The 25,851-nt window shown below is 66.2% G+C and carries 20 protein-coding genes and 2 tRNA genes; 6 read left to right on the top strand and 16 right to left on the bottom strand.

The annotated features are described in order from the left end of the window. Positions 1 to 114: 114 nt before the first annotated feature. The 10 genes from QZV97_RS08860 to QZV97_RS08905 all read right to left on the bottom strand — a co-directional run bounded on the left by QZV97_RS08860 (position 115) and on the right by QZV97_RS08905 (position 10,377). Positions 115 to 188, bottom strand: a tRNA-Gly gene (locus QZV97_RS08860). A gap of 85 nt (positions 189 to 273) precedes the next feature. Beyond that, positions 274 to 359, bottom strand: a tRNA-Tyr gene (locus QZV97_RS08865). Positions 360 to 379: 20 nt separating this feature from the next. After that, a complete protein-coding gene (locus tag QZV97_RS08870) occupies positions 380 to 1,123 on the bottom strand; it encodes a uracil-DNA glycosylase (protein ID WP_295641317.1) in 744 nt (247 codons plus the stop codon). 7 nt (positions 1,124 to 1,130) lie between these two features. Next, on the bottom strand, positions 1,131 to 1,928 hold the full coding sequence (trpC, locus tag QZV97_RS08875; protein ID WP_295641319.1) for an indole-3-glycerol phosphate synthase TrpC: 798 nt from the start codon (positions 1,926 to 1,928) through the stop codon (positions 1,131 to 1,133). Between the two features lie 7 nt (positions 1,929 to 1,935). After that, positions 1,936 to 2,964, bottom strand: a complete 1,029-nt coding sequence (trpD, locus tag QZV97_RS08880) for an anthranilate phosphoribosyltransferase (RefSeq protein ID WP_295641321.1) — start codon at positions 2,962 to 2,964, stop codon at positions 1,936 to 1,938. Continuing rightward, complete coding sequence (locus tag QZV97_RS08885; protein ID WP_295641323.1) at positions 2,961 to 3,530, bottom strand: aminodeoxychorismate/anthranilate synthase component II; 570 nt, start codon at positions 3,528 to 3,530, stop codon at positions 2,961 to 2,963. The genes trpD and QZV97_RS08885 overlap by 4 nt, the downstream gene beginning before the upstream one ends. Before the next feature lie 355 nt (positions 3,531 to 3,885). Next, positions 3,886 to 5,202, bottom strand: a complete 1,317-nt coding sequence (locus tag QZV97_RS08890; RefSeq protein ID WP_295641325.1) for a hypothetical protein — start codon at positions 5,200 to 5,202, stop codon at positions 3,886 to 3,888. Positions 5,203 to 5,260: 58 nt separating this feature from the next. Further along, positions 5,261 to 5,986: a SprT family zinc-dependent metalloprotease gene (locus QZV97_RS08895; RefSeq protein WP_295641326.1), complete on the bottom strand. Its 726-nt coding sequence runs from the start codon at positions 5,984 to 5,986 to the stop codon at positions 5,261 to 5,263. Then, positions 5,976 to 9,179: an HsdR family type I site-specific deoxyribonuclease gene (locus QZV97_RS08900; RefSeq protein WP_295641329.1), complete on the bottom strand. Its 3,204-nt coding sequence runs from the start codon at positions 9,177 to 9,179 to the stop codon at positions 5,976 to 5,978. Before QZV97_RS08900 ends, QZV97_RS08895 begins: the two co-directional genes overlap by 11 nt. Positions 9,180 to 9,192: 13 nt before the next feature. Next, entirely contained in the window at positions 9,193 to 10,377 is a 1,185-nt protein-coding gene (locus QZV97_RS08905) for an AAA family ATPase (protein ID WP_295641331.1), read from the bottom strand. 264 nt (positions 10,378 to 10,641) lie between these two features. Here QZV97_RS08905 and QZV97_RS08910 point away from each other — a divergent pair, with 264 nt between their 5' ends. From QZV97_RS08910 to QZV97_RS08920, 3 genes are read left to right on the top strand one after another with little or no spacing between them, the layout of a single operon-like run. Further along, the gene (locus QZV97_RS08910) at positions 10,642 to 11,427 is read left to right on the top strand and encodes a TIGR04255 family protein (RefSeq protein WP_295641333.1); all 786 of its coding nucleotides are present in this window, start codon (positions 10,642 to 10,644) and stop codon (positions 11,425 to 11,427) included. Next, the gene (locus QZV97_RS08915) at positions 11,424 to 12,248 is read left to right on the top strand and encodes a helix-turn-helix transcriptional regulator (RefSeq protein ID WP_295641335.1); all 825 of its coding nucleotides are present in this window, start codon (positions 11,424 to 11,426) and stop codon (positions 12,246 to 12,248) included. The genes QZV97_RS08910 and QZV97_RS08915 overlap by 4 nt, the downstream gene beginning before the upstream one ends. 12 nt (positions 12,249 to 12,260) lie before the next feature. Beyond that, a complete protein-coding gene (locus QZV97_RS08920) occupies positions 12,261 to 13,088 on the top strand; it encodes a hypothetical protein (RefSeq protein ID WP_295641337.1) in 828 nt (275 codons plus the stop codon). 21 nt (positions 13,089 to 13,109) lie between these two features. Here QZV97_RS08920 and QZV97_RS08925 read toward each other — a convergent pair whose 3' ends face one another. From QZV97_RS08925 to QZV97_RS08935, 3 genes are all read right to left on the bottom strand, one after another. Beyond that, positions 13,110 to 16,079, bottom strand: a complete 2,970-nt coding sequence (locus QZV97_RS08925) for a type I restriction-modification system subunit M (protein ID WP_295641339.1) — start codon at positions 16,077 to 16,079, stop codon at positions 13,110 to 13,112. A 112-nt stretch (positions 16,080 to 16,191) separates the two neighbouring features. Further along, positions 16,192 to 16,815, bottom strand: coding sequence for a type IV toxin-antitoxin system AbiEi family antitoxin domain-containing protein (locus tag QZV97_RS08930; RefSeq protein ID WP_295641341.1), 624 nt, complete (start codon positions 16,813 to 16,815; stop codon positions 16,192 to 16,194). 125 nt (positions 16,816 to 16,940) lie between these two features. Then, complete coding sequence (locus tag QZV97_RS08935) at positions 16,941 to 17,459, bottom strand: hypothetical protein (RefSeq protein ID WP_295641343.1); 519 nt, start codon at positions 17,457 to 17,459, stop codon at positions 16,941 to 16,943. Between the two features lie 1,059 nt (positions 17,460 to 18,518). Here QZV97_RS08935 and QZV97_RS08940 point away from each other — a divergent pair. Further along, a complete protein-coding gene (locus tag QZV97_RS08940; RefSeq protein ID WP_295641345.1) occupies positions 18,519 to 19,835 on the top strand; it encodes an integrase domain-containing protein in 1,317 nt (438 codons plus the stop codon). Between the two features lie 24 nt (positions 19,836 to 19,859). Here QZV97_RS08940 and QZV97_RS08945 read toward each other — a convergent pair whose 3' ends face one another. After that, complete coding sequence (locus QZV97_RS08945; protein WP_295641347.1) at positions 19,860 to 21,050, bottom strand: integrase arm-type DNA-binding domain-containing protein; 1,191 nt, start codon at positions 21,048 to 21,050, stop codon at positions 19,860 to 19,862. Between the two features lie 217 nt (positions 21,051 to 21,267). Here QZV97_RS08945 and QZV97_RS08950 point away from each other — a divergent pair, with 217 nt between their 5' ends. Both QZV97_RS08950 and QZV97_RS08955 read left to right on the top strand, forming a co-directional pair. Continuing rightward, a complete protein-coding gene (locus QZV97_RS08950) occupies positions 21,268 to 22,278 on the top strand; it encodes a hypothetical protein (RefSeq protein WP_295641349.1) in 1,011 nt (336 codons plus the stop codon). Then, positions 22,275 to 22,862 (top strand): hypothetical protein, encoded by a 588-nt coding sequence (locus tag QZV97_RS08955; protein WP_295641351.1) that lies wholly within the window; start codon positions 22,275 to 22,277, stop codon positions 22,860 to 22,862. The genes QZV97_RS08950 and QZV97_RS08955 overlap by 4 nt, the downstream gene beginning before the upstream one ends. 34 nt (positions 22,863 to 22,896) lie before the next feature. On the opposite strand, the gene QZV97_RS08960 is transcribed toward QZV97_RS08955, so the two are convergent. Together QZV97_RS08960 and trpE are read right to left on the bottom strand one after the other, a co-directional pair. Continuing rightward, positions 22,897 to 24,015: a hypothetical protein gene (locus QZV97_RS08960; protein WP_295641353.1), complete on the bottom strand. Its 1,119-nt coding sequence runs from the start codon at positions 24,013 to 24,015 to the stop codon at positions 22,897 to 22,899. Positions 24,016 to 24,173: 158 nt separating this feature from the next. Further along, a complete protein-coding gene (gene trpE / locus QZV97_RS08965) occupies positions 24,174 to 25,649 on the bottom strand; it encodes an anthranilate synthase component I (RefSeq protein ID WP_295641355.1) in 1,476 nt (491 codons plus the stop codon). Positions 25,650 to 25,851: the final 202 nt, after the last annotated feature.

The raw sequence follows: 25,851 nt of genomic DNA on the forward strand, positions 1-25,851 counted from the left end.
GCGCGACCTCTCCCTTACCAAGGGAGTGCTCTACCACTGAGCCACATGGGCATCGTTACTGGTCTGCGCCCGCCATCGGCGGCCTGTGCGCACAACACTAACGATGATCCGGAATGGAGCGGGAGACGGGAATCGAACCCGCGTCATCAGCTTGGAAGGCTGGGGTTCTACCATTGAACTACTCCCGCCCTGGGAGCCGCCGTGGCCCCGCCACAGCCCTGAAAACTCGCTTTCGCCAACGCTTCACAAGACCCGCTTCGACTCGGTTCGCCCTGGTGGAGGAGGCTGGATTCGAACCAGCGTAGGCGTAAGCCAACAGATTTACAGTCTGCCCCCTTTAGCCACTCGGGCACCCCTCCGGGACGAGCCCGCGACTATATCACGAGGGTGTCGGCTCACAAGCCGATCCCGCAGGGCGCAAGGCCCAGTCGACGCGATGGCCGGCGCCCTCCAGGAAGCCCGTCGCCGCCGAGAAGTGTCCGCAGCCGATGAAGGGCCGCGGCGGGCGCATCGCCGACAAGGGCGACGGATGGTTCGCCAGCCAGGCCCTGTGCACGCTGCCGGATAGCCGCCCGGCCTTGGCCTGGGCATGCGTTCCCCAGAGCAGGAAGGCGACCGGCTGCGGCAGACGCACGACGCCGTCGATCAAAATGTCAGTGAGCACTTCCCATCCTAGATTGGCATGACTGGCTGGCTTCCCATCCTCGACGGTCAGGCAGGTATTGAGCAGCAGGACGCCACGGCGTGCCCACGGAAGCAGACTTCCCTGGGTCGGTGGCGGCAATCCGAGGTCGCGCTGCAGTTCCTTGAAGATGTTGCGCAGGCTGGGTGGCGGCTTCACGCCGGCCGGGACCGAGAACGCCAGTCCTTCCGCCTGGCCTACCCCGTGATACGGATCCTGACCCAGGATCACGACCCGGACCGACTCCAGCGGCGTCAGGGCCAACGCCCGCAGGGGTTCGGGCGGGTAGACGGCGGCCCCGGCGTCGACGCGCGCATCGACGAACTCGATGAGACGGCGCCCCACCGGGCTGGCCCGGAAGGCCTCGGTCACGGCCCGCCAGCCGCCCGGGACCGCGTCGAAGGCCCGATCCAGCGGCAGTTCGAGCCGGGTCCCGCTCACCGGCGCATCAGCCGAACAGCGCCGCCAGCGCCACGCCCGGGTCCGGCGCGCGCATGAAGGCCTCGCCGACGAGGAAGGCGTGGACGTTCGCTGCGCGCATGCGCTGCACGTCGGCGGGCGCCAGGATGCCGCTTTCGGTCACCAGCAAGCGGTCGGCCGGCACCTGCGGCAGCAGCCCGAGCGTGGTGTCCAGCGTCACCTCGAAGCTGCGCAGGTTGCGGTTGTTGATGCCGAGCAGCGGCGTCTTCAGCCGCAGCGCGCGGTCGAGCTCGACGCCGTCGTGCACCTCGACCAGGACTGCGAGGCCCAGCGCCTGCGCCACCGCCTCCAGGTCGGCCATGCGCGCATCGTCCAGGCAGGCGACGATCAACAGGATGCAGTCCGCCCCCATCGCGCGCGCCTCGAAGACCTGGTAGTCGTCGACCATGAAGTCCTTGCGCAGCACCGGCAGCTCGCAGGCGGCACGCGCCTGCTGCAGGTAGACGGCAGCGCCCTGGAAGAAGCGCTCGTCGGTCAGCACGCTCAAGCAGGCCGCACCGTGCTTCGCATAGCTCTCGGCGATGGCTGCGGGCACGAAGTGCTCGCGCAACACGCCTTTGCTCGGGCTGGCCTTCTTGACCTCGGCGATCACCGCCGGCCGGCCGGCCGCGATGCGGGCGCGCAGGGCGCCGGCGAAGTCGCGCAGGCCGGCGCGCGCCTCGGCCGACTCCGCCTCCTCGCGCAGCGAGGCCAGCGAGCGGCGCTTCTTCGCCGCCGCGATCTCGTCACGCTTGACCGCGACGATCTTGTCCAGGATGTCGCTCATGCGCGGCTCATCCCGTCAGCTTCTGCGTGGTCGCGACGAACTGCTCGAGCTTCCTTGCCGCCGCCCCCGAAGCCACGGCCTCGCGGGCGCGCTTCACCCCCTCGGTGATCGACGCGGCGACATCGGCGGTGTAGAGCGCCGCGCCGGCGTTGAGCAGCACGATGTCGCGCACCGGTCCGTCCTCGTTGGCCAGCGCACGGCGGATCGCGGCGACCGACTCGTCCTTGCCGGCCACCTTGAGCACGCGCGTGTCGTAGACCGGCATGCCGAAGTCGCTCGGGTGCACCGTGTACTCGCGCACCTCGCCGGCTTTCAGCTCGCCGACCTGGGTTTCGCCCGAAAGCGAGATCTCGTCCATGCCGTTCATGCCGTAGACCACCAGCACGTGCTGCGAGCCCAGGCGCTGCAGCACGCGGACCTGGATACCGACCAGGTCGGGATGGAACACGCCCATCAGCTGATTCGGCGCGCCGGCCGGGTTGGTGAGCGGGCCCAGGATGTTGAAGATCGTGCGCACGCCCAGCTCCTTGCGGATCGGGCCGGCGTGCTTCATCGCCGGGTGGTGGTTGGGCGCGAACATGAAGCCGATGCCGGTCTCGGCCAGACAGGCACCCACCTGCTCGGGCTTCAGGTCGATACGCGCGCCCAGCGCCTCCAGCACGTCGGCGCTGCCCGAGGTCGACGACACGCTGCGCCCGCCGTGCTTGGCCACGCGCGCGCCGGCCGCCGCGGCGACGAACATCGCCGCCGTCGATATGTTGAAGGTGTGCGCGGCGTCGCCGCCGGTGCCGCACAGGTCCACCAGCCCGGCGGTGTCGGCCACCGCGACCGGCGTCGCGAACTCGCGCATCACCTGGGCAGCCGCGGCGATCTCGCCGATCGTCTCCTTCTTGACGCGCAGGCCGGTCATCAGCGCGGCGATCATCACCGGCGACATCTCGCCGCTCATGATGCGTCGCATCAGGTGCAGCATCTCGTCGTGGAAGATCTCTCGGTGCTCGATCGTGCGTTGCAACGCAGCGGTATCCGTGATCATCGCGCGCCCTCCAGGAAGTTCTTCAGCATCGCGTGCCCATGCTCGGTCAGGATCGATTCGGGGTGGAACTGCACGCCCTCGATGGCCAGCGTCCTGTGGCGCACACCCATGATCTCGCCGTCCGGCGTGGTCGACGTGATCTCCAGCTCCGCCGGCAGCGTCTCGCGCTGGATCGCCAGCGAGTGGTAGCGGATCACGTCGAAGCTCCTCGGCAGCCCGGCATAGACACCGCGCTGGTCGGTGCTGATCGTGCTGGCCTTGCCATGCATCTGCACCTGCGCACGCACGATGTCGCCGCCGAGCGCCGCGCCGATGGCCTGGTGGCCCAGGCACACCCCCAGGATCGGCAAGCGGCCGGCGAAGTGACGGATGGCCTCGACGCAGATGCCGGCCTCCGCCGGCGAGCACGGCCCCGGCGACAGCACGAGGCGGTCGGGCCGCAGCGCTTCGATCTGCGCCGGCGTGATCTCGTCGTTGCGGAACACCTTCACGTCCTCGCCCAGCTCGCAGAAGTACTGCACCAGGTTGAAGGTGAAGCTGTCGTAGTTGTCGATCATCAGCAGCATTTGCGCTCTATCCTATTGATTTCGTTGGATGTTTTGTTGGACATCCACGTTTGGTACCCGCTTTGATACCCGCTTTTTCTGTCGCTGGCGAAGCCGGCGCGACGTGCTGGGTGCGGACTTCACGCGCCCGCTGGGGGCGCATAGGAATGGTCAGGCTGATGGCTTGCGCCAACGCCAACCTGTGCGCGCTGCGGTGATCGGACGGATCGCAGACATGGTCACATTATGGCCGGGCACGCGAGACGCCCTTGAAAAGGAGATCTCCCGTTGCGGCTTAGGACCCAGGCCCGTTCCCATACAGCCACCTCGCGCCACTGTCGGACGATCGTGGGCAAGTGCGCCGGGCCCGCCGGGCTCACGGAGACCTCCCCAGGACCTCGGCCCCGATTTGGGCATGTGTGCGGTTCCAGGTGAAGAGGCCATTGAAGTCATCGGACCACTTCGGGCTCTCCCGCTTCGGGAAGTAGTAGGCGGTGCCACCCGATTCAACCAGCCCAGCCTCCAGCGGCTGGAGTCCGCTCTCGCTCAGGAAACCGACGCCCACCACGTGATCCCGGCCCGCACCACTCAGGAACCGGCTGACCGCAATCCGAAGGGCCGTAGGCGTCTGGCTGGCGTCTTGGTCTTGCTGCGCGACCGACAGGAGTTGATCACCGCCAATGCCATGGAGACCAACCAGAAACATCGCACCGCGGGTCCCAGTGAGCTGCCGGCGGGCCGAGTCGCTGAGCGTGTCGAAGACGGCCTTGAGCAGCGCATCGTCTTGCGAGCTCTGCAGAGTCAGCGCCAACGCACCTCCCGCGTGGGTACCGACAACCATTGTTTGGCGGTTTCGCGTCTCGCTGACCTGGTCGATGGCGGCACGAACCTCCGAGGGTTGGACACCGTTTGGAATATCGCCCAGGACGGCGGGATCGAACTCGCTGATGCGCACGCCCGAGCCGTCTGGCAGCACCGTCCCTTTGCCGGCGAAGATCGCCCTCGCGAAGCTTCGTGCGAGATCGACGCGTTGGGCATGCCGCTCGGGCAGTCTGCCGTGCAGCGTCAAGACAGCGGACAGGCCCGTTCGCAGGCCCTTGATCGTTGGGTGGATGTGGGACCACAGCAGCCCATAGAAGTCCAACGCTTCGCGCTTGTGGACCTTGCGACCCTTGTCTTCTCCGATTGACTTGCACTCCACTTCCAGGCCATCGGGGCCAACGTCATCGACGAGCAAATCGAACGTACCGCCACCTGTCATCTCCGGCCACGTCAACCTCCGTGCACGACGTGCGAAGTGCGTCGCGGCACTCAACTCAAGCCGCAGGGCTCGCATGGCCTCAGGCTTGTTGAAGGCGTCGTGAACGCGACGCCGAAGTTGCTCGGCGAGCGGCCTTGGGGACACCTGCGCCAGCGATAGCACCTGGGCCGCGAAGCTCATCGCCGGATAGATCTCGCGATTGTTGACTTCCCACGCCGGGATGCTGCCGTAGCGGGCCTGAAGCTCCCGCAGGTGCTCGAGTTGAAAGGACAGGGCGTTCTCGTGCCTCAGAAACTCCCCAAGAAAGCGATTACCTCGGATCTCGTCCTTGATCTTCCTGACCCTGTTGCGCCAGTGGGCCTCGCCGACAAACTCGGCGAACCGGCGATAGACCTCCGGTATCTCGCCCGTGCCCAGTTCCGTCAACAGCATCGGCACCTCTGGCAACGGTCAGGTGCGGCCAAGGGTGGCTGCCAGCCAACCGGCCGGATCAGAAGTTCCATTCCTCGTGCCCGAGCGGCGCCGCGTTCAGCCGTTTCTGCGTCGCCGCCCAGCGTGGGAGGCGACGATTCATGAGCGCCACGAAGCGCTCGCCGTGGTTGGGCTCGGCCAGGTGCAGCAGCTCGTGCACGACGATGTACTCGATGCACTCGACCGGCTTCTTGGCCAGTTCGGAGTTCAGCCAAACACGGCGGCTGGCCGGAGTGCAACTGCCCCACTTCGTCTTCATCCGCTTCACGCCCCAGGCGCTGGCCTGGACGCCAAGCTTGTCCTGCCATGTGGTGAACATCGGCGCCACCAATGCCTTCAGCTGCTCCCGGTACCAGCGGTCCAGCACGGCTGCCCGCTGTGCTTGGCTCGCTCCCGGGCGCACGAAGAGATCGAGCGAAGCGATACCTCGCACCGCCACTCGCGGCGTGCCCTCGGCCTCGTGCACCCGCAGCCTGTAGCGGCGGCCGAAGACGTAGTGGCTTTCGCCCACCGCCATCTCGCGTTCAGACTGGCGCGGCTGCTGCTCGAATCTCGAGCGCTGCAACTTGATCCACGCCAGCTTGTCGATCACCGCGAGGCGCACCGCCTCGTCGCTGATCACCAGCGGCGCTGCCACCCGCACGCGCCCTGCCGGCGGATAGACGCCCAGGTGCAGGTTCTTGATGTCCTTGCGCACCACGTTGATCGTGAGGCCGGCCACCTTTAGCACGGTCTCAGTACTCATGCTGGTTCTTGGCCAGTTCGAGCACCTTGTCGGTCGCAGCGTCGATGTCGGCGGGCGACACGCCGAGCGACCCTTGCGGCGTCTCCTGCGCCTGCCCCGGCTCCGGCTCGGCCAATCGCGCCGCATGCTTCGTCATCACGGCATGGATCGCTGCGCGCACGCGCTTAAGCTTCATCGCGTTGGACCGCCAACCGTCCTGACGGCTCGTCTGCAACGCAGCGTCGACCGCCAGGGCCAACGTGCCGTCCTTGCCCAGGTTGTTGTACAGCGCCCGTTTCGCCGGTGTGTCCAGCGCAGGCGGGTAGGTGACCGGCGCGCCGCCCGGCGTCGTGGCTGCCTTGGTCAGTGCCGCGATCTCGTCCAGGTACTTCTTGTAGTCGATCACCCCCTGGCGCCGCTGAGCGATCAGCGCGTCGAGCAGCTTAGACATCTTCTCGTAGTACGCCGGGTCCACCGGCGACTCCTTGACGATCAGGCGCCGAACGTTGTTCTCGATCGTCTCGGCCACGGCCGTCTCGTTCTTGCGAATCGAGGCAGGCAGCGCGTCGACCGCTGCAGCGCCACGATCGACGATCAGCTGGATCAGCGACAGGTCGTCGAAGGCCGAGATCTTCTCGCTCTCCTCGGCGCGGATGTAGGTGTCGATCAGGAACCGCATCGCCGGCTCGAAGGCCTTCAGGTCGATGTAGTCCCCGCTGGCCAACCGCACTTCGTCACGCACCTTGGTGAAGTGGTCCACCTCGGCCTTGATCGTCTGCACGTCGGCAGCCGCGTAGCCTGCAGCTTCAAGTTCACTGGCCAGCGCCGCGTAGGTGCGCAGGAGCGTCGCGGCGAACTTGTAGAGCTTCAGCCGCTTGGGCTCGTTGGCCTTCAGATGCTCAGCGTTGCCTGACTCCACAGCGCAGAAGAAACGCATGTAGGCGGCGGAATCCCTCGGCTGCAGCACGGGCTCACACAACGCCTTGATGGCCTCGCGGGCTTCCTCCAGGTCCTGCCGCGCCTCGGCCAGGCGGTCCTTGAGCAGGCCCTTCACATCGTCCTCGTCGAAGGCGTCGAACGCACCGCTGGTGTAGTCGCGCACAGCGCCTTCCAGCGGCTTGAACAGATCCTTGTAGTCGATGATGTAGCCGTAGGGTTTGTCTTCACCGTCGAGCCGGTTCACGCGGCAGATGGCTTGGAACAGGCCGTGGTCCTGTATCCTCTTGTCGATGTACAGGTAGGTGGCCGGTGGCGAGTCGAACCCGGTCAGCAGTTTGTCCACCACGATCAGCAGCTTCAGCTGCCCGGGCTGCTCGATGAAGCGCTTCTTGGCCTGCTTCTCGAACAGTTCGGCTTTCCCGGCCGCCACGTCCTCAGGCTCGTTGAACCAGTCGGCCAGCATCTGCCGGTAGACCTGGTACTTGCGCAGGTTGTCCGTCTCGCCCTCGCCCGCGGCTTCACCCTTGGCATCGGCCGTCGTGGGCATGTAGCTGGTGACGATGGCGCACTTGCCCTTCAACTCGGTTTTCGCGAACAGCTCGTAGAACTTGCACGCCTCATAGATGCTGCCGGCCACCAGCATCGCGTTGCCGTGGCCGTCCATCAGGCGCGGCCGGGTGCTCATGTCCAGCAGGATGTCGGCCACGATCTTCTCCAGCCGCGACTGGCTGGAGAGCACGCGTTGCATCGTGCCCCACTTCTGCTTCAGCTGCGCCTTGGCCAGGTCGTTCAGGCCCTTGGTCTTGGCCTCGAACCACTCGTCGATCTTCTTCTGCGCGGTGATGGACTGCTCGATGTCCCGCGCCTCATAGCGCAGGTCGAGCACCACGCCTTCACGCACCGCCTGGTCGAACTTGTAGGTGTGGATGTAGCGCCCGAACACCTCGATGCTGCGCGCCTTGTCTGCCTTCAACAGCGGGGTGCCTGTGAAGCCGATGAAGAGTGCGCTGGGCAGCAGCCCCTTCATGGCCTTGTGCAGGTCACCGCTTTGGGTCCGGTGGCACTCGTCGACGAAGACATGCAGGTCGCCCTGCGCCTTCCACCCTGGGGGCACCCTGCGCAGCGCCTCGACAAAGGCCTTGGTGGCCGCCGCGCCATCCGCCGCGTCGTCATCGTCCTTGCCGCCGAACTTGTGCACCAGCGTGCAGATCAGCGACTCTTCGGCCTGGCCGAGCGTCGTGATCAGATCGGCCCCGCTCTTCGTGCGGTAGATGTTCTCGCTGACGCCGAGGAACACCTTCTCGATCTGCTCGTCCAGCTCGGTGCGGTCGGTGATGATGAGCACGCGGGCACCCGAACGGTTTTCGCGGATCCACTTGGCCAGCCACACCATCGTCAGCGATTTGCCGCTGCCTTGGGTGTGCCAGATGATCCCGCCCTCGCGCCTGCGGATGAACTCCTGCGCCGCTACCACGCCGAAGTACTGGTTCTGCCGGCACACCTTCTTGATGCCGGCATCGAAGACGATGAAGTCGTGGATCAGCTGCAGGAACCGGTGCTTCGCGCACAGCTGCAGCAGGTGCCGGTCCAGCAGGTTGGGCTCGTCGGCGAACTCGCCGGTCTCTTCAACCCACGAGAGCCAATACTTCTCGGGCGTCTCGATGGCGGCGTAGCGCAGACCTTCGGTGTCGTTGCCGGCCATCACCCACTGCATCGTCGAGAAGAAGGGTTGGATGAACTCCTTCTTCTGGTTGTCCAGGTTCTGGCGGATGCCTTCGGACACCGACACCGTGGAACGCTTCAGCTCCAGCACACCCAGCGCGATGCCGTTGACGTACAGCACCACGTCAGGCCGCTTGGTGCTGGCCTTGGCTCCACTGGTCAGGTCTCCGCCGGGGACGGTCACTTCCTCGGCCACCCCGAAGTCGTTGGCCAGCGCATCCGCCCAGCTCACCAGCCACACGGTGACGGTGTTCTCGCCCGCCTCGGGCCGCACCTTCACGCCGTAGCGCAGCAGGCGGTAGACGGCATGGTTGCGGTCGTAGAGGCTCTTGCTGGTGTCGTTGGCCGCCTTCTGCAGCTCGAACAAGGCCCGCGCGGCCAGCGTGTCGCTCACGCCCTGGCTGGCGAGCCAGGCCTTCAGGCGTTCGGGCTCGATGTTCGAATTAGCCGGCCGGTCGATCCAGTCGCCCAGGTAGGTATAGCCCAGGCGCTGGCTCAGCAGCGCCAGCACCCGCTCTTGCGTCTTCTTCTCGATCTGGCCGACGCTGGGCATGGTGACCTCGCCGTCAGGGCTCGAAGCGCGGCATCGCGCGCCGCATGAAGGCATCGAATAGCGGTACGGTGAAAGCCATCTCCCCGTGCGACGGGCTATAGACCATGCCCTTCTTGATCAGGTTGGCGCGCACCGGCGCCAGGCTCGTGGTCTTCACGCCCAGCTTGTCGGCGATGTCGCCGGTGCGGTAGGGGCCTTCGCCCAGTTCAGCCATGGCTCGCAGGTAGGTCTTCTCGCGCGGCGTCAGCCGATCGAAGCGCACGCGGAAGAAATTTTCGTCGAGGCGCTGCGACACCAGCGCGCTTGTTTCGCGGATCACGTCTGCGCCAATGGGCGAGGCCGCTGCGTGGTTCCAGGCCTGGTAGCCCCACTCCTGCAGAAAGTACGGGTAGCCCTGCGTCAGCCTGAAGATCTCGTGCAGCGCATCGAGGTCGAACGCTACGCCCTCCGCCTGCACGGGGTCCTGCAGCGCCCGCGCAGCGTCGGGCTCAGGCAACGGCCCCACGGCGGGGAAGTTGAACAGCCGCTCGGCGTACGACTTCGACTCGCCGGCCAGCCCGGGCAGGATCGGCAAGCCCGCGCCCACCAGCACCAGCGGCAGCTGACGCTGCTGCATGCGGTGCATGGCCATGATCAGTGCACTCAGCTCCTCCGTGCTGAAGTACTGGATCTCGTCGATCAAGATGGCGACGGCCGCGCCTCGCTCCTGCGCCGCCTCGCCCACGGCCACGAACAGATTGGGCAGATCGACTTCCAGGTCACCGCTGTCGGCGGAACCGGGCTCGGGCTCGATATCCAGCCCGATGTCCAGATCGCCCACCTTCACTTTGATGGCGCCGATGAAGCTGCGCAGCACGCCCAGGCCGCGGCGCACCTTGTCGCCAGCCGCCTTCACCCGGTCCAGATCGAACAGCAGGCGGCGCAGGTGGGGCGCCAGCAGCACGGCCAGCGGCTTGCCTTCGTGCGCCTCGACAAGGATGGTGCGGAAGCCCTCGGCCAGGGCAATGCGCTCGATCTGGTTGAGCAGCACCGTCTTGCCTACGCCCCGCAGGCCGGTCAGCAGCAAGCTCTTCTCGGGCCGCTTGGCCAGCACGCGCCCGAACAACACCTGAGCCTGCTCCAGAATGCCTTCGCGGCCCGCCAGCTCCGGCGGCGGCGAGCCCGCGCCCGGCGAGAAAGGGTTGCGGATCTTGTCCATGGTCGGCGCCACTATAGCGACTTATGCGACCTTATGCGACTCCTGTCGCATAAGTGCGAATAGACGGCTATCAGTCGCGGCGAGGTGCCCACCGCAAATTATCGGAATCCAGATAAAACAAGATAAAGCTCAGCCGCTGCGCTGCCGCTCTCGGCACTCAATCACGGGAGGCGGAACAAACCCGGCGCCCTCAGTGTCAACTTATCTGTAAACTACTTCCAGCCTTTCCGGAGAGAAAGGTTGCCACCCGCCCCAGGAGCCACCATGACCACCACCGCGCTCGGCACGTGGCGCCAGCCACCGCTTGTCTACGTCGTCGCGGAGCTGGTGATCTCGCCCTACTACTCGCTGGCCGGCAAGGTGCCCGGTCTGCAGGATCGGCTGCGCAGCAGCTTCCCGCGCACGCTTGAGGCCAAGGAGATCGCCATCGTCGAGGGCGCCAAGCCCAGCGCACAGACGCTGTGGCAGTTGATGTCGGGCGACCAGCGGCATGCCGTCCAGTTTGGCATCCGAGCCATCTCGCTCCATGCCACGGGCTACCTGCACTCGTCCGATTTCCTCGGGCGCTGGGCCGAGGTGCTGAACATCGTTCAGCAAGCCGACCTGGGTGCATACGTCGAGCGCGCAGGGCTTCGGTACGTCGATCTCATCGTCCCGACCGATGGAAACGCGCCGGGCGACTACCTCGTGAGCGGCCTGCAGGGCATCGTCCCCGAGGGTGCGCAGTGCACGGGCTCCATGTGGGCGGCCGCCTTCCAATTCGACGGCAGCATCGTCAACCTTCGCGCCGGCGCGCCTTCGCCGCAAGGCATGCTGCTGCCGCCCGACTTCAACGCGCTGCCCCTGGCCAAGCCCGCCGTCATGATGCACGCCGAGGCGCGCCTGAAAGCAAATCAATCGATCGGCTTCGTGGATACGGACTGCATCCGCGAGGTCGGCCAAGTGTTCGAAGCCGACGCTCTGCTGACACACTACAAGAGCATGCAGAAGCTCACGTCGGCCACCTTCAAGGCAGCGATGTCCCCCCTTGCCCAAAAGGAGTGGATGTGAGCGAAGTCATCCAGCCCAGGCACTACGCCGCACGCGAGGCCGCCCTGCGGCAACGCCGACCCGGCGCAATCATCGACGAGGCTGAACGTCTGGACGCTGCGTCGAACCAGTTCGTGGCTGTGTGGGTTCCGGAGCTGCAGTCCTCGGGAATCGTCAAGATCGGCGGCCTGGTGGCGGTCTTCAGCGGCGGGATGACGGCCGCCACTCGCTGCGCGCCGGTGCAGACCAGCTGGTCCACCACGGCACTGGAAGAGGTTGACGACCTGCTCGTCGATGCAGCTGGAACGACATGGACCCACTGGGCCGAGTCGACCCGCAAGGCGTTTCTGGACGCTGCTGCCAAGACAGCTGACAAGAGCGCCAAACCGCAGACCCGTGAAGCCCGAGACCTCCAGGCCGAGGCTCAGCGCCGCGTTCAGCGTCTCGTGGCGATCCAGGCCGTCCTCGGGCTGACCATGCAGGACCTCGCGGCAGCGCTGAACCTGTCCAGGCCGCAGCTCTACAAGTGGCTAGACCCCTCACAGGACGTGCGCCTGCAGGAAGCCAAACGTCAGCGTCTCGACACTGTCGAGCGAATTGCCAAGGCATGGCAAGCGCAGTCAGCGGCGCCACTGCGGGCCGTGGCACACGAGCCACTGGCCAACGGGCGCACGGTCTTCGAGCTACTCGCCGCAGATGCCATCAGCGAGGCCGCGGTGAATGCGGCGTTCGACGAGCTGACGGCCAAGCTGCAGACGCAGCCCAAGACGCGCAGCCAGCTGCTGGCCGAGGCGGGCTTCAAGCGGCGACCCTCCATCCGCTCGCTGCCGAGCGATGAGTGAAGGGCACAGACCGTGGCGTTCGGCGATGACGTGGCGCAACGAGGCTGGCAGACGGGCTCCGTCTTGCCGGCCGCTTTGCTGCCCGGCCTCGCTCCGCACCTGAGTCGTCCGGGGCAAGCCGCGGCGGCGATCGGAGACGACGACTGGCTGCTGGTCGTCTCGCAAACCTGCGACATCGTCGCCAGCAAGTTCGAGGCCGAACCCTTCGTCGAAGTCCTTCATGCCCACCGGCGCGAAGGCAAACCGCGCAAGGAGTTCGTCGATCTGCGGTCCACACGTCAGATCGACTTCCGTCCGAACCCCGGGACGCACAAGGACCTGGTGCTGACCGCGCACGCCATCGGCGATCGGTACATCGTCCCTCGCGAGTGGTTCACCCAGCATGAACCCGACCCGGCGCGACGCCTCAGCGTCGACGCTGCCCGGCGACTGCTGGCGTGGTACGCGCTGCGCGCGGCGCGGCCCTCGTGGCCCGATGAACTCGAGCGGCGGCTGCGCGGCGCCAAGCCGGCACTGCTGGAGGCGCTGACCCCGCTGGTCGATGACATCGCCGAAGTCAGGGTGGCGATCGAGGAACGCGACGAGGAGCTGCCGGCCGACCAGCCGTACCACATGGTCGTGTTCTTCGTGGTCGACGAAAACGTCTGGGATGCAGACGTGCCGGGCCGCGCCGCCATCTACGACGCCTTCACGCGATTCGTCGCCGCCTTGGCGGGCTGCGACGGCATCGAGGTGAACACGGACCGAAGCGAGGTGGTGTCCGGTGCCGTCTTCACCTGGCAGGAGACCCGGGCCACCGACGAGTGGAACTTCGCCAACCTGAGCCATCGAGAGGCTTGACGCTCCCGAAGCTCGGTGTGGTCACACCAGCTGGCTCCGGCCTGTCAGCAAGGCCTGCATCATGCCCTGCTTGAGCAGGCGAGCTTTCTCGCGGCGGGCTTCCAGGGCGGCAACCTCGTTCTCGATGTCGGACAGCACTTCGGCAATCGCCTCCTGCTCTTGTCGGGTCGGCGGGAGGTACACCTCGAAGGCCTTGAATGTCGGAAGCCTCAGTGAGTCGACCGTCGCCTTCACCGAGTTGCGCAGCGCGTGCGCTCCAAAGTGGAGTGTCATGTAGAGGTGCACGTAACGGCCGCTCACATCATCAGCGAACCGAGTAATCGCGTAGACCCGCTGGTGCACATCAAAGCGACCGTTGATGTAATGGAAGATGCTGCCGATCCCGCCCTCTCCGGGGACCAGAATTGCCTCGCAGTCGTGCGAATAGCTGTTGATACGCTCGACTTGCGCTGAACGGACGAAGAACGGGTACTGGCCACCTTCGACCTTGTCTTGGTTGTTCCTCGAGCCAGTCTTGATATGGGCGATGTCCCCGAGCTTTCGCCAGACCCAGGAGCCGCTGAATCCTGGAAGTCGCAACCGACCCGACAGCAAGTGCTGAACATGTGCCAGGTGAGTCTCCACTCGTGCAGTACTTGCCTCGACCTCAACGGTCAACCCCGAGAGCGGTGACGAGTACCGTTCGACCAGCTGCGAGAGTCGCCCTGTCAGCGCGCGGCTAACCGAATCCTGCTCTTCTCGAACGTTCGCTTGAAGAGCCGCGAGCCACTTGTCTTCGACGACGAGTACCTTGACCTCGTCGGCGGTGAGTTCCCCAAACTTCAACAGCACCTTCGCCGACAGCGCCTTCTGCGCATCCTTGAGCTTCTTGCCCGCCGCCGCCTCTTTGTCAAACAGCGCCTGCAACTTCTCCAGCACGGTACGCTCCTCGTCGGCGTCCTTGTCGCCACGAATCTCGCGCAACCGGTCCTTCACGCCCTTGGCGGTGACCTTTCCCTTGTCGTTCTTGGCCTCGTCCAGCGGCCCATCGTCAGCGCCGTGCTCCTCGATCAGCTCTTCCAGCTCCAGCGTCACCGCATCGCGCTCGGCTTCCAGCGCATCCACCTGCGCCTGCTCCTTGGCGAAGTAGCGCGCGATCACAAGGTGCTCGGGGATCAAGTCGAAGTTCGGCTTGCCATCGGTCAGCGCCTGCCAGCCATCCAGCGTGATGGCCCAGGCGTCGTCGTTCATCGTCTCTTCCCAGTAGTCCATCAGCCGCTGGTAGACGTCGTAGGCGTCGAGCAGCGGTGCGCCCTGGAAGGCAGCGAGCAAGGCCTCGGACAGCGTCTCGACCAGGTGCTTGGGTGAGTCACCAGGCTTGAGGGCGACGAGGCCGGGCCGCTGCGCCGTGCGCCAGGCCTCGAAGCGCGCCTGCACCTGCTGCCGGAAGGCCGTGAATTCCGGGTGCCCGAAGATCGTGGCCTTCACCTGCGCCGGCTCCACCAACAGCCGGCTGTAGCCTGGGCGGCCGGCCGACTTGAACAACTGCGCGCGCACACCGGGCAGCACTTGCCAGTAGCCGGCCAGCGCGTCCAGGTCACGGTCGGGGATGCCGCCCAACAGGTGCGCCTCGATGTCCTGCAGGTCTTCGGGCTCGCTCGTGTCGATGTAGCGCGGCAGGTTCAGGTTGAAGTCGTTGGCTTCGATCTCCGCCACTGGCACCATGCGCGAGTAGCGCGGCTGCTCCATCTGGCGGTGGAAGGTGTCGACGATGCGGTGCATGTCCTGCGCGCGCAGCCGGTTCTTGTTGCCGTCCTTGATGTAGCCCTTGCTGGCGTCGATCATGAAGATGCCGCGGCGGCCCGCGCTGCCGGCCTTGTCCAGCACCACGATGCAGGCCGGGATGCCGGTGCCGTAGAACAGGTTGGCAGGCAGGCCCACCAGCGCCAGGATCACGCCCTGCCGCACCAGCTTCTTGCGGATGGCCCCTTCGGCACCGCCGCGGAACAGCACGCCATGCGGCAGGATCACTGCGCCGCGGCCGGTGCTCTTCAAGCTCGTCAGGATGTGCAGCAGGAAGGCGTAGTCGCCGTTCTTCGGCGGCGGCACTCCCCAGTCGTGCTCCTTGAAGCCAAAGCGGCCGTACAGGTCGTTCGCCGGGTCCAGCCCACTGGTCCAGTTCTTCTGCGAGAAGGGCGGGTTGGCCACCACGTAGTCGAAGGCCTTCAGCCGCAGCGCGTTGCGCTCGTCCTTGAAATGCGGGCTGCTCAGCGAGTTGGCGGGCCAGATCTCGGCCGTGGGGCAGTCGTGCAGCACCATGTTCATGCGCGCCAGCGCCGACGTGGCGTTGTCCATCTCCTGCCCGTAGATGGTCAGGTCGTGGCCGGTGCGGCTCTTGGCCAGATCGTGCGCCTTCAGCAGCAGCGAGCCTGATCCGCAGGTAGGGTCGTAGATGCTCTGCGTGGCCGACGTGGCCTTGTCCAGCCCGATCACCTGCGCCATCACGCGCGAGACTTCGGCCGGCGTATAGAACTGGCCCTTGCTCTTGCCCGACTCGGTGGCGAAGTGCCGCATCAAGTATTCGTAGGCGTCGCCCAGTAGGTCGTCCCCTTCGGCGCGGTTGCGGCCGAAGTCCAGGCCTTCGAAGATGGCCACCAGCTTGGAGAGGCGGTCCACCATCTCCTTGCCCTTGCCAAGCTTCTCTTCGTCATTGAAGTCGGCGACGTTGATGGCGCCGCTCAGGCTGTCGTTGGCCTTCGCGAGCTTGCCGATGATGATGTTGATGCGGTCGCCGATCTCCTTGTCGCCTTTGGCGGCCACCATGTCGGCGAAGCGTGCACCGGGCGGCACGTCGATCAGCGCATTCGGTGCGGCGGCGTACTTGTCGGACACGTACTTGACGAACAGCAGCGTCAGCACATAGTCCTTGTACTGGCTGGCATCCATGCCGCCGCGCAGTTCGTCGCACGACTGCCAGAGCTTGCTGTAGAGCTGGGATTTTTTGAGGGCCATGGAATCTTGTTGTCAGTGTCGAAGCCGCTGCGAGCAGGTGTTGGGGAAGGACTCGATGCGTGCCAGGGTGATGCTCCACTTGCGCTGGATCTTCGATGGCGTTCCAGCCTTTTCAGGCATCGTTGGTCAGCGCCATCAGGTAGGGCTGCATCGTGCGCCACACGCCGGCGGCCTGAGCCTCGCGCGCAATCTGCGCCGGCGTGGCCCTGCGTTGCCGCAGCGCCTGGCGCAGGCCCTCGACGGCGATCAGTTCGCCGACAGTACGGCGGTAGCGGAACAGGTCCGCCACCGTCTTGGCAATGCCGAACACCGGCACGCTCGCGCCCGCGATCTTCTTGTGCTCGACGCCGCGGCGCAGTTGGTCGTCGGGGAACCGGGCGACACGCAGCGGTGGATAGCTGACGCGGGGTCGCCAGTCCTTGCGGCCAATGGCGATCCAGACCTTGGGCGGGATCTGGTCGGTCAGCCCGTGGAACGCGAGCGCCGAGACGAGGCAGATCACGCCCTTGGGTACGAGGCGTGATGCTTCGGCCAGTGACTGTTGCGGGTCGAGCGCGGCGTCGGGCAGTTGGTACAGCCCGCGGGCCAGGCGAACGACCTCTCCGGCGCGCTCCATGCGGCTCACCGTGGTACCCGTGACCCCTGCGCTGCGCAGCTCTGCGAGCCGCGTCAGCCCGCGCCGCCGAAGCAGCGCCAGCGCTTGGTCGCGCTGAGTCGAGGGGACGGCAAGGGGCATGTTCTGAAGGCTCGGATGATCTACGAAATCGTCCGATGGTTTATACCATCTCTGTGCCCTCGCTGACCAGTTCCGGAGAGGCCCAGCCAATGACCTCCGACCCGCCCTCACTGCCGCGCTGGGCCCTACTTCACCCGCCGCAGTCTCGCTCGTGCATCGGCCGCGCTCGTCATACGCCTCAGCGCGCTATCGACCTGCGCCCGGACCCACCACCGCCGCAGCAAACGGGCGCACAGAACCGTAGCACCGTACAGCAGGGCCGCCGGCACACCCGCGAGCAACCACGGCCACGATGAAAGCATGTAGCTGGCGACACAGGCCACCGGTGCACCCACGACAACCGCCGCGTCGCATCGCCTCCACAAGAGCGGAGGATCGGTGCGGACAAAGTTGATGCCTGCCCCCGTGCTCCGGTTGAACAGGCCGACCAACACGTCGCCGAGCAAGAGAGCATCGACGCCATGTCCACGCCGCGCCGGCAGGTACCGGCTGTGTACGACGATCTTGACGTCTTGCCCTTCCGGCGTGCTGACCCACAACTCCCGCCGCTCGCGCGCCGGGTACTGCTCGCACCAACGCATCGGCACGTTGATGAACCTCTGGACTTCGGTCAGCTCGCCGCTGACCCAGTAGAACGTGCGCATCGCGGGCTCCTCGTGTTGGCCCTGTCACCGTCGCATCCGTTCGCGGCCGATCAACCCCGGCGCGACGCCGAAGCGCGCCGGCGCGCCCCTCGACCTTCGTGAAGTGCGACTCGGTCGCGAGCCGGCTCCTGCCGCAGTTCGACTCCAGCACCGCTCCAGTTCCTCCGCGCGCAAGGTGCAACGGGTCGCGCTGCAGCGCGACTTCGCCCCCACCTCAGTTGTGCTCGGCTCCGACTCGGGAGGCCATCTGGGCGCACTGGCACCGGCCTTCGGCACCCCGGTTCGGCACCAGAGGCCAGCCAAGCTCATGTCAACCCCAGGGGCAACACGCCAAGAATCGTGGGTCGTGAAATGGAGCCACGTCGAGCGCCGATGCAACGCCACCCGAAACCGCCCGCGAACGCCGCCGTTTGCGGCGCCACTGTGTTGACGCTCGGCGCGCGCCGGGGTCAACTGCAGGCTCCCGATGGCCCCTCCTGATGGCCAGCTCCTCTGGAGCGAAAGGCGTCGCAGTCGTTACCTGCCCCTGAAGGCCTGATCCTCGAATCAGGCTGGCCGTGACCCGCGAGGTCGCGGCCTGGTGGACATCCTTCGTAGAGCTGATGTCTGCGACCTGCCGGCGTCCATCGCCGGGCGCTCCTTGAAGCGCGTCGCAGCCCTTGCTGATGCCGTGCCGGCACCCGATGCCGACGCACCCGTCCCCGCCATCCGTTCGAGCACCTGCCGGTCACCCGTGACCGGCAAGGCATGTGGTCGTGCTTGCCCTGTTGGGCTCCGCCGCATGTCACCCGCTCGTGCACCTGACACCACCCCGGACTCTCGGTGAGGGGTGGACCCATGCAGGTGGATGGCGCTGCGAAAGCTGAGAACTGATCCATCGAAGGCAGCAGGCTCGACCTGGCTGCCGATGTCGCCACCGCCCTCGAGGCCGGCGACATCACCCACCCCGTGCTGCGCGGAAACCCGCGCACGGGCCGGATCAACCCGTTTCATTTTTAAGGACGACCGAGCCAGCCGGCAGCGCTGAGGTGCTGCTCACGCTGGCGAACCCCTGGGTCGGTGCAGCGCTGCCGTGGTCGCAGGCTGCACTGGAACGAACTGACCACGGCCCGGCCGGGCGATGGAATCCACCTGGCCGGGTCCCGCCGCCGATTCCTTGCCATGCGGTGCGCGCCGTTCGGGCGGCGCGCACCCTCACCGGAGAACCTCATGCCTCATGCTGCTGTCGATCCTTCCGCCGCTCGCCGCCCACCACCTGTGGGGCGAGCTTCCCATCAACCACTGCGGCCACGCGAATGGTCGGGCCTGACCGACCGCGACACGCTGGCGCGCTACCGGCCGGGCCAGGCCGACCCGCTGCAGGTGCTGGAAGTGCTGCTGAGGCTGCACAACCAGCAGCACACGGCGCGCCAGAAGACCGTGTCGCACAAGACCCGCCAGGCGCGCGCTCAGTTTCTGCGCCGCTTCTTCGCCTGCCTGCAATCGCGCGCCGGCTTCAAGACCTTGCCCGACCCGCGGAACCTCGCGCAGAAGCACATCCACGCCATCGTGCGGGTGTGGCGCGAAGACAAGCTCAAGCCGCCGACGATCCAGACCTACCTGAGCTTTCTGCGCGGCCTGGCCAAGTGGACGGGCAAGCCCGGCTTCGTGCTCAGACCCGCGCACTACGGGCTGGAGCTGGCGGAGTACCAGCGCCACGAGGCGACCGAGCGCGACAAGAGTTGGTCGGCCCAAGGCGTCGACATCGACGCGCTGATCGAGCGGGTGTGCGCCTGCGACCCGTACGTGGGTGCGTCGCTGCGTTTGATCCGGGCGTTCGGCCTGCGCAAGAAGGAGTCGGTGATGCTGCGGCCACACGCCTGCGTCGTGCCTTTCGAGTCCACCGGACTGCCGGAAGAACAGCGGCAGGGCGATCTCTACGTGTGGATCCGGCAGGGCGCGAAGAATGGGCGCCAGCGCTTTGTGCCGCTGAACACGCCTGAGCGCATGACTGCGCTTGCCCAGGCGCAGCGGGTCGTGTCAGGGTACGACGCCCACCTGGGTAACCCCAACCGGGATCTGAAGCGTAACCTGCGGCACTTCGGCTATGTGCTGGAGAAGTTCGGCGTCACGGGCAGCAAGCTGGGGATCACAGCGCACGGCTTGCGTCATGAGGCGCTGATCGACGAGTTCGTCTCGCTGAGTGGGCATCAGCCGCCGGTGCGAGGCGGTGGCCCCATGCCGGCCTATGACGAGAAGGCTGCAAGGCTCGCCGTCTCGCGCCTTGCGGGTCACTCCAGGCCAAGAGCCTCGCGGGCGTACCTGGGTGCGGTGATGAACGGCCGTCCGTCGTCGCGGCAAACCCGCGACGATGCAGCCCTCGGGCAGGGCGACTGACTGCGCGCTCGGGACTCAGCTCTCTCAGGCTGGGTGCGCCGCCGCGATGCTGTCGAGCCAGTCCGCCCAAGACTGCATCATCGCGGCGCGCTCGGCCAGATGGTCGGCATGGTTGTAGGCCGCGCGCACGCGGTTGCGCTCTACGTGCGCGAGCTGCAACTCGATGAAGTCGGAGCGCAGGCCCATCTCGTGCAGCCGCGTCGACGCGGTCGCGCGGAAGTCGTGCGCGGTGACGGTGGCCGACGCGAAGCCCAGGCTCATCAGCGCGTGGTTGATGGTGGTGGCCGACATCACGTCGTGCGGCCGGCGGTGGTTGGGGAACAGCCAACGGCCGGCGCCGGTGATGCCCTTCAGCTCGGTGAGCTGCGCCACCGCCTGCGTGGACAGCGGCACGATGTGCAGCCGGCGCATCTTCATCTTCTCGGCCGGGATGCGCCACTCGGCGGCGGCCAGGTCCACCTCGATCCACTCGGCCTTGCGCATCTCGATCGTGCGCACGAAGGTGAGCAGCAGCAGGCGCAGCGCGATCACCGTGGTGCGGTGGCCGCCGAAGCCCTGCAGCTTGCGCAGGAAGGCGGCGATCTCGTCGCGGTCCATCGGCCGGCTGTGGTTGACTGGCGGGCGGATGACAGCACCGCGCAGCGCCGAGGCCGGGTCGTGGTCGGCGCGCAGCGTGGCCACGGCGTAGCGGAACACCTGCGAACACCACTGCCGCAGGTTCAGCGCCACCACCTCGGCGCCGCGCTTGGTGGCGCGGTCCAGGATGGCCAGCACGTCGGCCGCGGTCACCGAGCGGATCGGCAGCCGGCCGATGCGCGGGTAGATGTCCTTCTTCATGCCGCGCTCCACCTGCATCAGGTAGTACGGCGCCCAGCGGCTGCGCTTCTTCTCGATCCACTCCTCGGCGACGGCCTTGAAGGTCAGCGCGTTGGCGTTGATCTGTCGCGTGCGTTCGGTCTGCCGAGCATGGGCCGGGTGCCGGCCCTGGCGGATCAGTTCGCGTGCGTCGTCACGCGCCTTGCGCGCATCGGCCAGCGAGACCTGCGGGTACTCGCCGATGGCGAACAGGTTCTCTCGTCCGTCGATGCGGTAGCGATAGCGCCAAAGCTTGGAGCCGGTGGGCCTGATCTCGAGGTACAGGCCTGCGGTGTCGGCGAGCTTGAGGGGCTTGCCGGCGGGCTTGGCCTGGCGGATCTTGATGTCGGTGAGGGGCATGGCAATCGGATCTCTGCGTCGCCCGACGCTCCGGTTCAGTCGACGCACAAATTTCGCATCGATGGTTCGCCCGTCAAGGTTGTCTGCCGAATTGCCACGACCAAAGGCCCGGAACTTCAGGCGTTTGGCGAATCAGCCAAACACCGTTGACGGAGAGAGCTCGAATCGGGCGGCGCTCAACGACATCAGTAGACTGCCGACCAGGGAGGCGAAAGCAGTGAGCAAACGAGTCAGCCCAAAGACGTTCATCTACAAGTCGGCTAGGTTTCTGGGCTCAAAGCACGAGTTGGGGTCGTCGCTGGCGCAGGCACTCAAGGGTGCACCGACGCTCGCGGACCGCCGACAGCCGCTTGGGGACCCTCATGCACCTGAGTGGCTGCTGCTGAACGAGCACCGGATCCATAAGGGTTTCGTGAGCGGCGTACTCGTGAGGTACACGCCGGGTACCGCAGCTGCGGCACTTCTTGACGATCCCGCAGCGAAGACCGCTCCCGTCAGCAAGTACACCCCGCCGAAGCAGGGCGGAAAGCCTACTGAGTGGCTTGAGTCGCTCTTGTTCTTTACGGTCTTCAAGAACCACGTGGTCTTGTTGCAGTCGTCCGCCTTGAGGGCGTCGCATCTCGAAGCGTTCTTGCGATGGTTCTTTGCTGCCCGACCCGAGACGCAGAGTTGCGGCTCTCTTGAGCTGAATGATCGACCTGCACGGGTTACCGCGAAGCGGCTTCGGGAGACACCGGTCCGAAACATCCAGATCGGCGGGATGCTGGCATCAGATCAGGACACCAGCCCAAAGGCGGTTTCGTCGACCACGGAAAGTCGATCGATCTCGGTGTCAGGCGACACAGCCTCGGCTGCCTCTTCTGACATCCTGAATGCGCTCGCCGTACTGGCCGGCAAGGTCCGAGGCTTCAGTGAACTGAATCTCAAGGGTCTCGACGACTCGCAGGTCTCGTACAAGCTGCTGCTGACGATCGATCGACGGAAGACCAAAGAGGACCACAGCCAAGACGTGCTGAATCGCCTCGGACACGCGCTTCGTCACGCCGAAGGCGTCGACACGCGAATCGAACTCGCCGACGGATCTTCGGTCCACGGCGACGAGTTGCGGTTGACCGGCAAGGAATCGCTGACTATGTACGACGGTCTGCCTGACACTGTCGAGGTCTTCGACCGCATGGAACACTGGTTGCTGCAGAAGGTCGAAGCCGGGGACATCGAGGCCACATGATCGAAGCACTGCAGCGCCCAGGCCCGACGATCCTCTTCGTCGCGGCTGTATGCGGTCTGCTCCTGGGTGAATTGGCCTTCAGGTGGGTGTTGCCAGACATGATCTGGGCCGCATCGGCCACCATCGCATCGGCGGCTGGCACGGCGATCGCGTTCGTTTGGGGCGCGCAGAAGCACGCAGAAGAGCGGATGCGTTCACTGGCAGGACTGAGCTTGTCGGAGCTGCGAAATGTTGAGTACATGCTCGGCGATATCCGCAGGCGCGTCTTGCTGTTGACCGTCCTCTTGTCCGTGTGCGTGGCGATGGCACTCGTGCCGTGGGTTTCCAAGAAGCTCGTAGGTAGCTCCTGGCACTGGATGTATCTGATTGCGGGTGGCTGCCTCGGGGTGTCGGTGTTTGGCCTCCTGGTGGCACTAGGTTGGCGGAATCAAGTCGACTCCGCGGTGCGCAAGAGGCAGATCGAGGCCGAGAGCGAGAGGCGCGCCGGTGAACTCCTTTCGTCGCTGCAGCGTTCGATACCAGACGTGAATGAAACGTCGGATTGGGCGCGTCAGCCGCCGCGCGAGCTGAACGGCGAAGCCTAGCTGAGTGGAGGATCGCTGCTGGTCAACGGCGTGCCTACGAGCCGATTGCCTTTCCAAATGGCAGGTCGTAGTCGTAGCCCGAGATGCCGGCCTGCAGCGATTCCAGCCTCGCCTTCGTCGGATCGGTCAGCCTTGCCAGGTGCGTCGCAAGTCTGAGCCACTCCCGGCTCTGCTCGGGTAGCGCCTCGCCGTTGTTGATCTGGCTCTGCAGGTGCTCGACGTAGGCTTTGACCTCGCAGTACCGATGCCAGGCTTCCGTCTCCTTGTGAAGCTGATCCGAGAAGTTGCGAAGCCGCCGCTGCCGCTCTCGAGCAATCTCCGCTTCGCGAGCCTCTTCCGCCCAGCGCCGACGCTGCTCCTCCCGCTCGGCGCGCAGCGCCGCAATCGCCTGGGCGCCGCCGGCCAGGCCGGCGACGATGCTTTCGATCTTCTCTTCTAGGCGCGAGCGCTTGCCGTCCGCCCAGGACTTCCGCCCAGCGAAGTCACCCGCGATCGTCAGCCGCAGCTCACCGGTGAAGTGATACGTGAACGTGCGCGTCTTCATCCACGAGTACTTCGGGTCGACCTCGACGGTCTCGGTGCGCGTGTAGTTCTCGGCGATGCCGATGCCCAGGCGCTCGCCGCTGACATCGACCTCGACTCGCTTCGCTTCCTGGTTGTGGGCGAAGCGCGCGCCCGCCGCGGGCATGGCCCTTTCGATCGTGTCCAAGAGGCGGCACGCTCGCTCAACGGTCGCAGGGCTGAGCGAACAAGCAATCACGCGGGATGAGCCGCAAGTGACGAAGCCATCCGCCGAAGGCTTTGCGTTGGACAGTCGCTGGAACGTTGCGGCAGCCACGCCTGCCAGGGCTTCGCCCAGAGCCGCCTGCGAGGCCTTGATGCTGGCCCTGTCGATCGTCACCTTCGGTGTCTCCGCGATGCGATGGCGCGCTGCGTCCAGTTCCACCGTGTCGATCTTGGCCGATGGAAGGCTCGGCTTGGGCGGGGCCTTCCCGGCCGCCAGCTTGGCCCAGTAGCCTCGCGGCGGCCGAGGAATGTTGTGTCGTCGGCAGGCCTTGGCCAAGCCGACATCCGAGATGTCCAGCTCGCGGGCCAGCTTGCTCATAGGCTTGGACCACACTTGGTTGTAGAGATCGCGGCGGGAGATCTGCATACGTTTTCGGTACCCGCTTCGATACCCGCTTTTTGCCGGGCTGGGGCGGTCCTGCGTGGGACGTCAAGAGCCCGAATCTCCAGCACTGGCGCGGGTTTGCGGGCCGTCGTGGGATGCCGTGAGACCCACCTGAAGTTGGTCGATCATCAGCAGCATGATCAGAACCCCTCTTCCACGAGTTCCGCCGCGCGCAGCACCGCCCGCGCCTTGTGCTCGGTTTCCTTCCACTCGAGCTCGGGCACCGAGTCGGCCACGATGCCGGCGGCCGCCTGCACGTAGAGCACGTTGTCCTTGACGATCCCGGTGCGGATGGCGATCGCGACGTCCATGTCGCCGGCGAAGCTCAGGTAGCCGCAGGCGCCGCCGTAGATGCCGCGCTGCACCGGCTCGAGCTCGTCGATGAGCTCCATCGCGCGGATCTTCGGGGCTCCGCTCAGCGTCCCGGCGGGGAAGGTCGCGCGCAGCACGTCCATGTTGGTCGTGCCGGGCTTGAGCAGCCCCTCGACGTTGCTGACGATGTGCATCACGTGCGAGTAGCGCTCGACCGCGAAGGCCTCGGTCACCTTCACGCTGCCGGTCTGCGCGATGCGGCCGATGTCGTTGCGCGCCAGGTCGATCAGCATCAGGTGCTCGGCGCGCTCCTTCGGGTCGGCCAGCAGCTCGGCCTCGGTGTCGCGATCCCGCTCCGGCGTCGCGCCGCGCGGCCGCGTGCCGGCCAGCGGACGGATCGTCACCTTCTGGCCTTCCGCGACCTGCTCGTGCCGGACCAGGATCTCGGGCGAGGCGCCGACGATCTGGAAGCCGCCCATGTCGTAGAAGTACATGTAGGGCGACGGATTCATCGAGCGCAAGGCGCGGTAGAGCGACAGCGGGCTCTCGGTGTAGCGCTTGCGCAGGCGCTGGCCCAGGACGACCTGCATGCAGTCGCCGGCCGCGATGTAGTCCTTGCACTTCAGCACCGCGGACTCGTAGTCGGCGCGCGCGAATTCGCGTTCCACCGCGTGCGAGGGCCCGCGCTTCACGGCCGGCGCGCTGACGCTGTAGCGCAGCTGGTCGTTCAGCTCGGAAAGCCGCTTCTTGCCGCGGAAGTAGGCCTCGGGCTGGGCCGGGTCGGCATAGACGATCAGGTAGAGCCGGCCGGACAGGTTGTCGATGACCGCCAGTTCCTCGCACTGCAGCAGCAGGATGTCGGGGGTCCCGATGCCGCCCTCGCGCCGCGCCGCGGCCAGCTTCGGCTCCATGAAGCGCACCGCCTCGTAGCCGAAGTAGCCCGCCAGCCCGCCGCAGAAGCGCGGCATGCCGGGCCTCAGCGCCACCTTGAAGCGCCGCTGGTAGGCCTCGATGAAGTCCAGCGGGTTGCCTTCGTGCGTCTCGACGACCTGGCCGTCGGTGACCACTTCGCACCGTGTTCCGGTCGCCCGCAGCAGCGTGCGGGCCGGCAGGCCGATGAACGAATAGCGCCCGAAGCGCTCGCCGCCCACCACCGACTCGAGCAGGAAGCTCTGCGGCCGGCCGCCGGCCAGCTTGAGGTACAGGGACAGCGGGGTCTCGAGGTCGGCGAAGGCTTCGCCGATCAGCGGAATGCGGTTGTGGCCTTGCTCGGCCAGGCTCTTGAATTCCAGTTCGGTGATCACGTCGGGGCCCTCCGTGGCCCAGGGCCACCCTGGAAATGGGTGGCCGCGCAAACAAGTCGCAAGGGGCTGGACTGCGGCGCTCGGCTCCACGCCGTCGCCGCGCTCAGGTCAGCTGGTCTGGCGACGCCAGGGCCAGGCTCCCCGGTCATGCGACCCCTTGGTTTGCTTGCGCGACATGAACATGAAACCAGTCTAGCAGGCA

This window comes from uncultured Methylibium sp., from assembly GCF_902826655.1.
Classification (GTDB): domain Bacteria; phylum Pseudomonadota; class Gammaproteobacteria; order Burkholderiales; family Burkholderiaceae_C; genus Methylibium.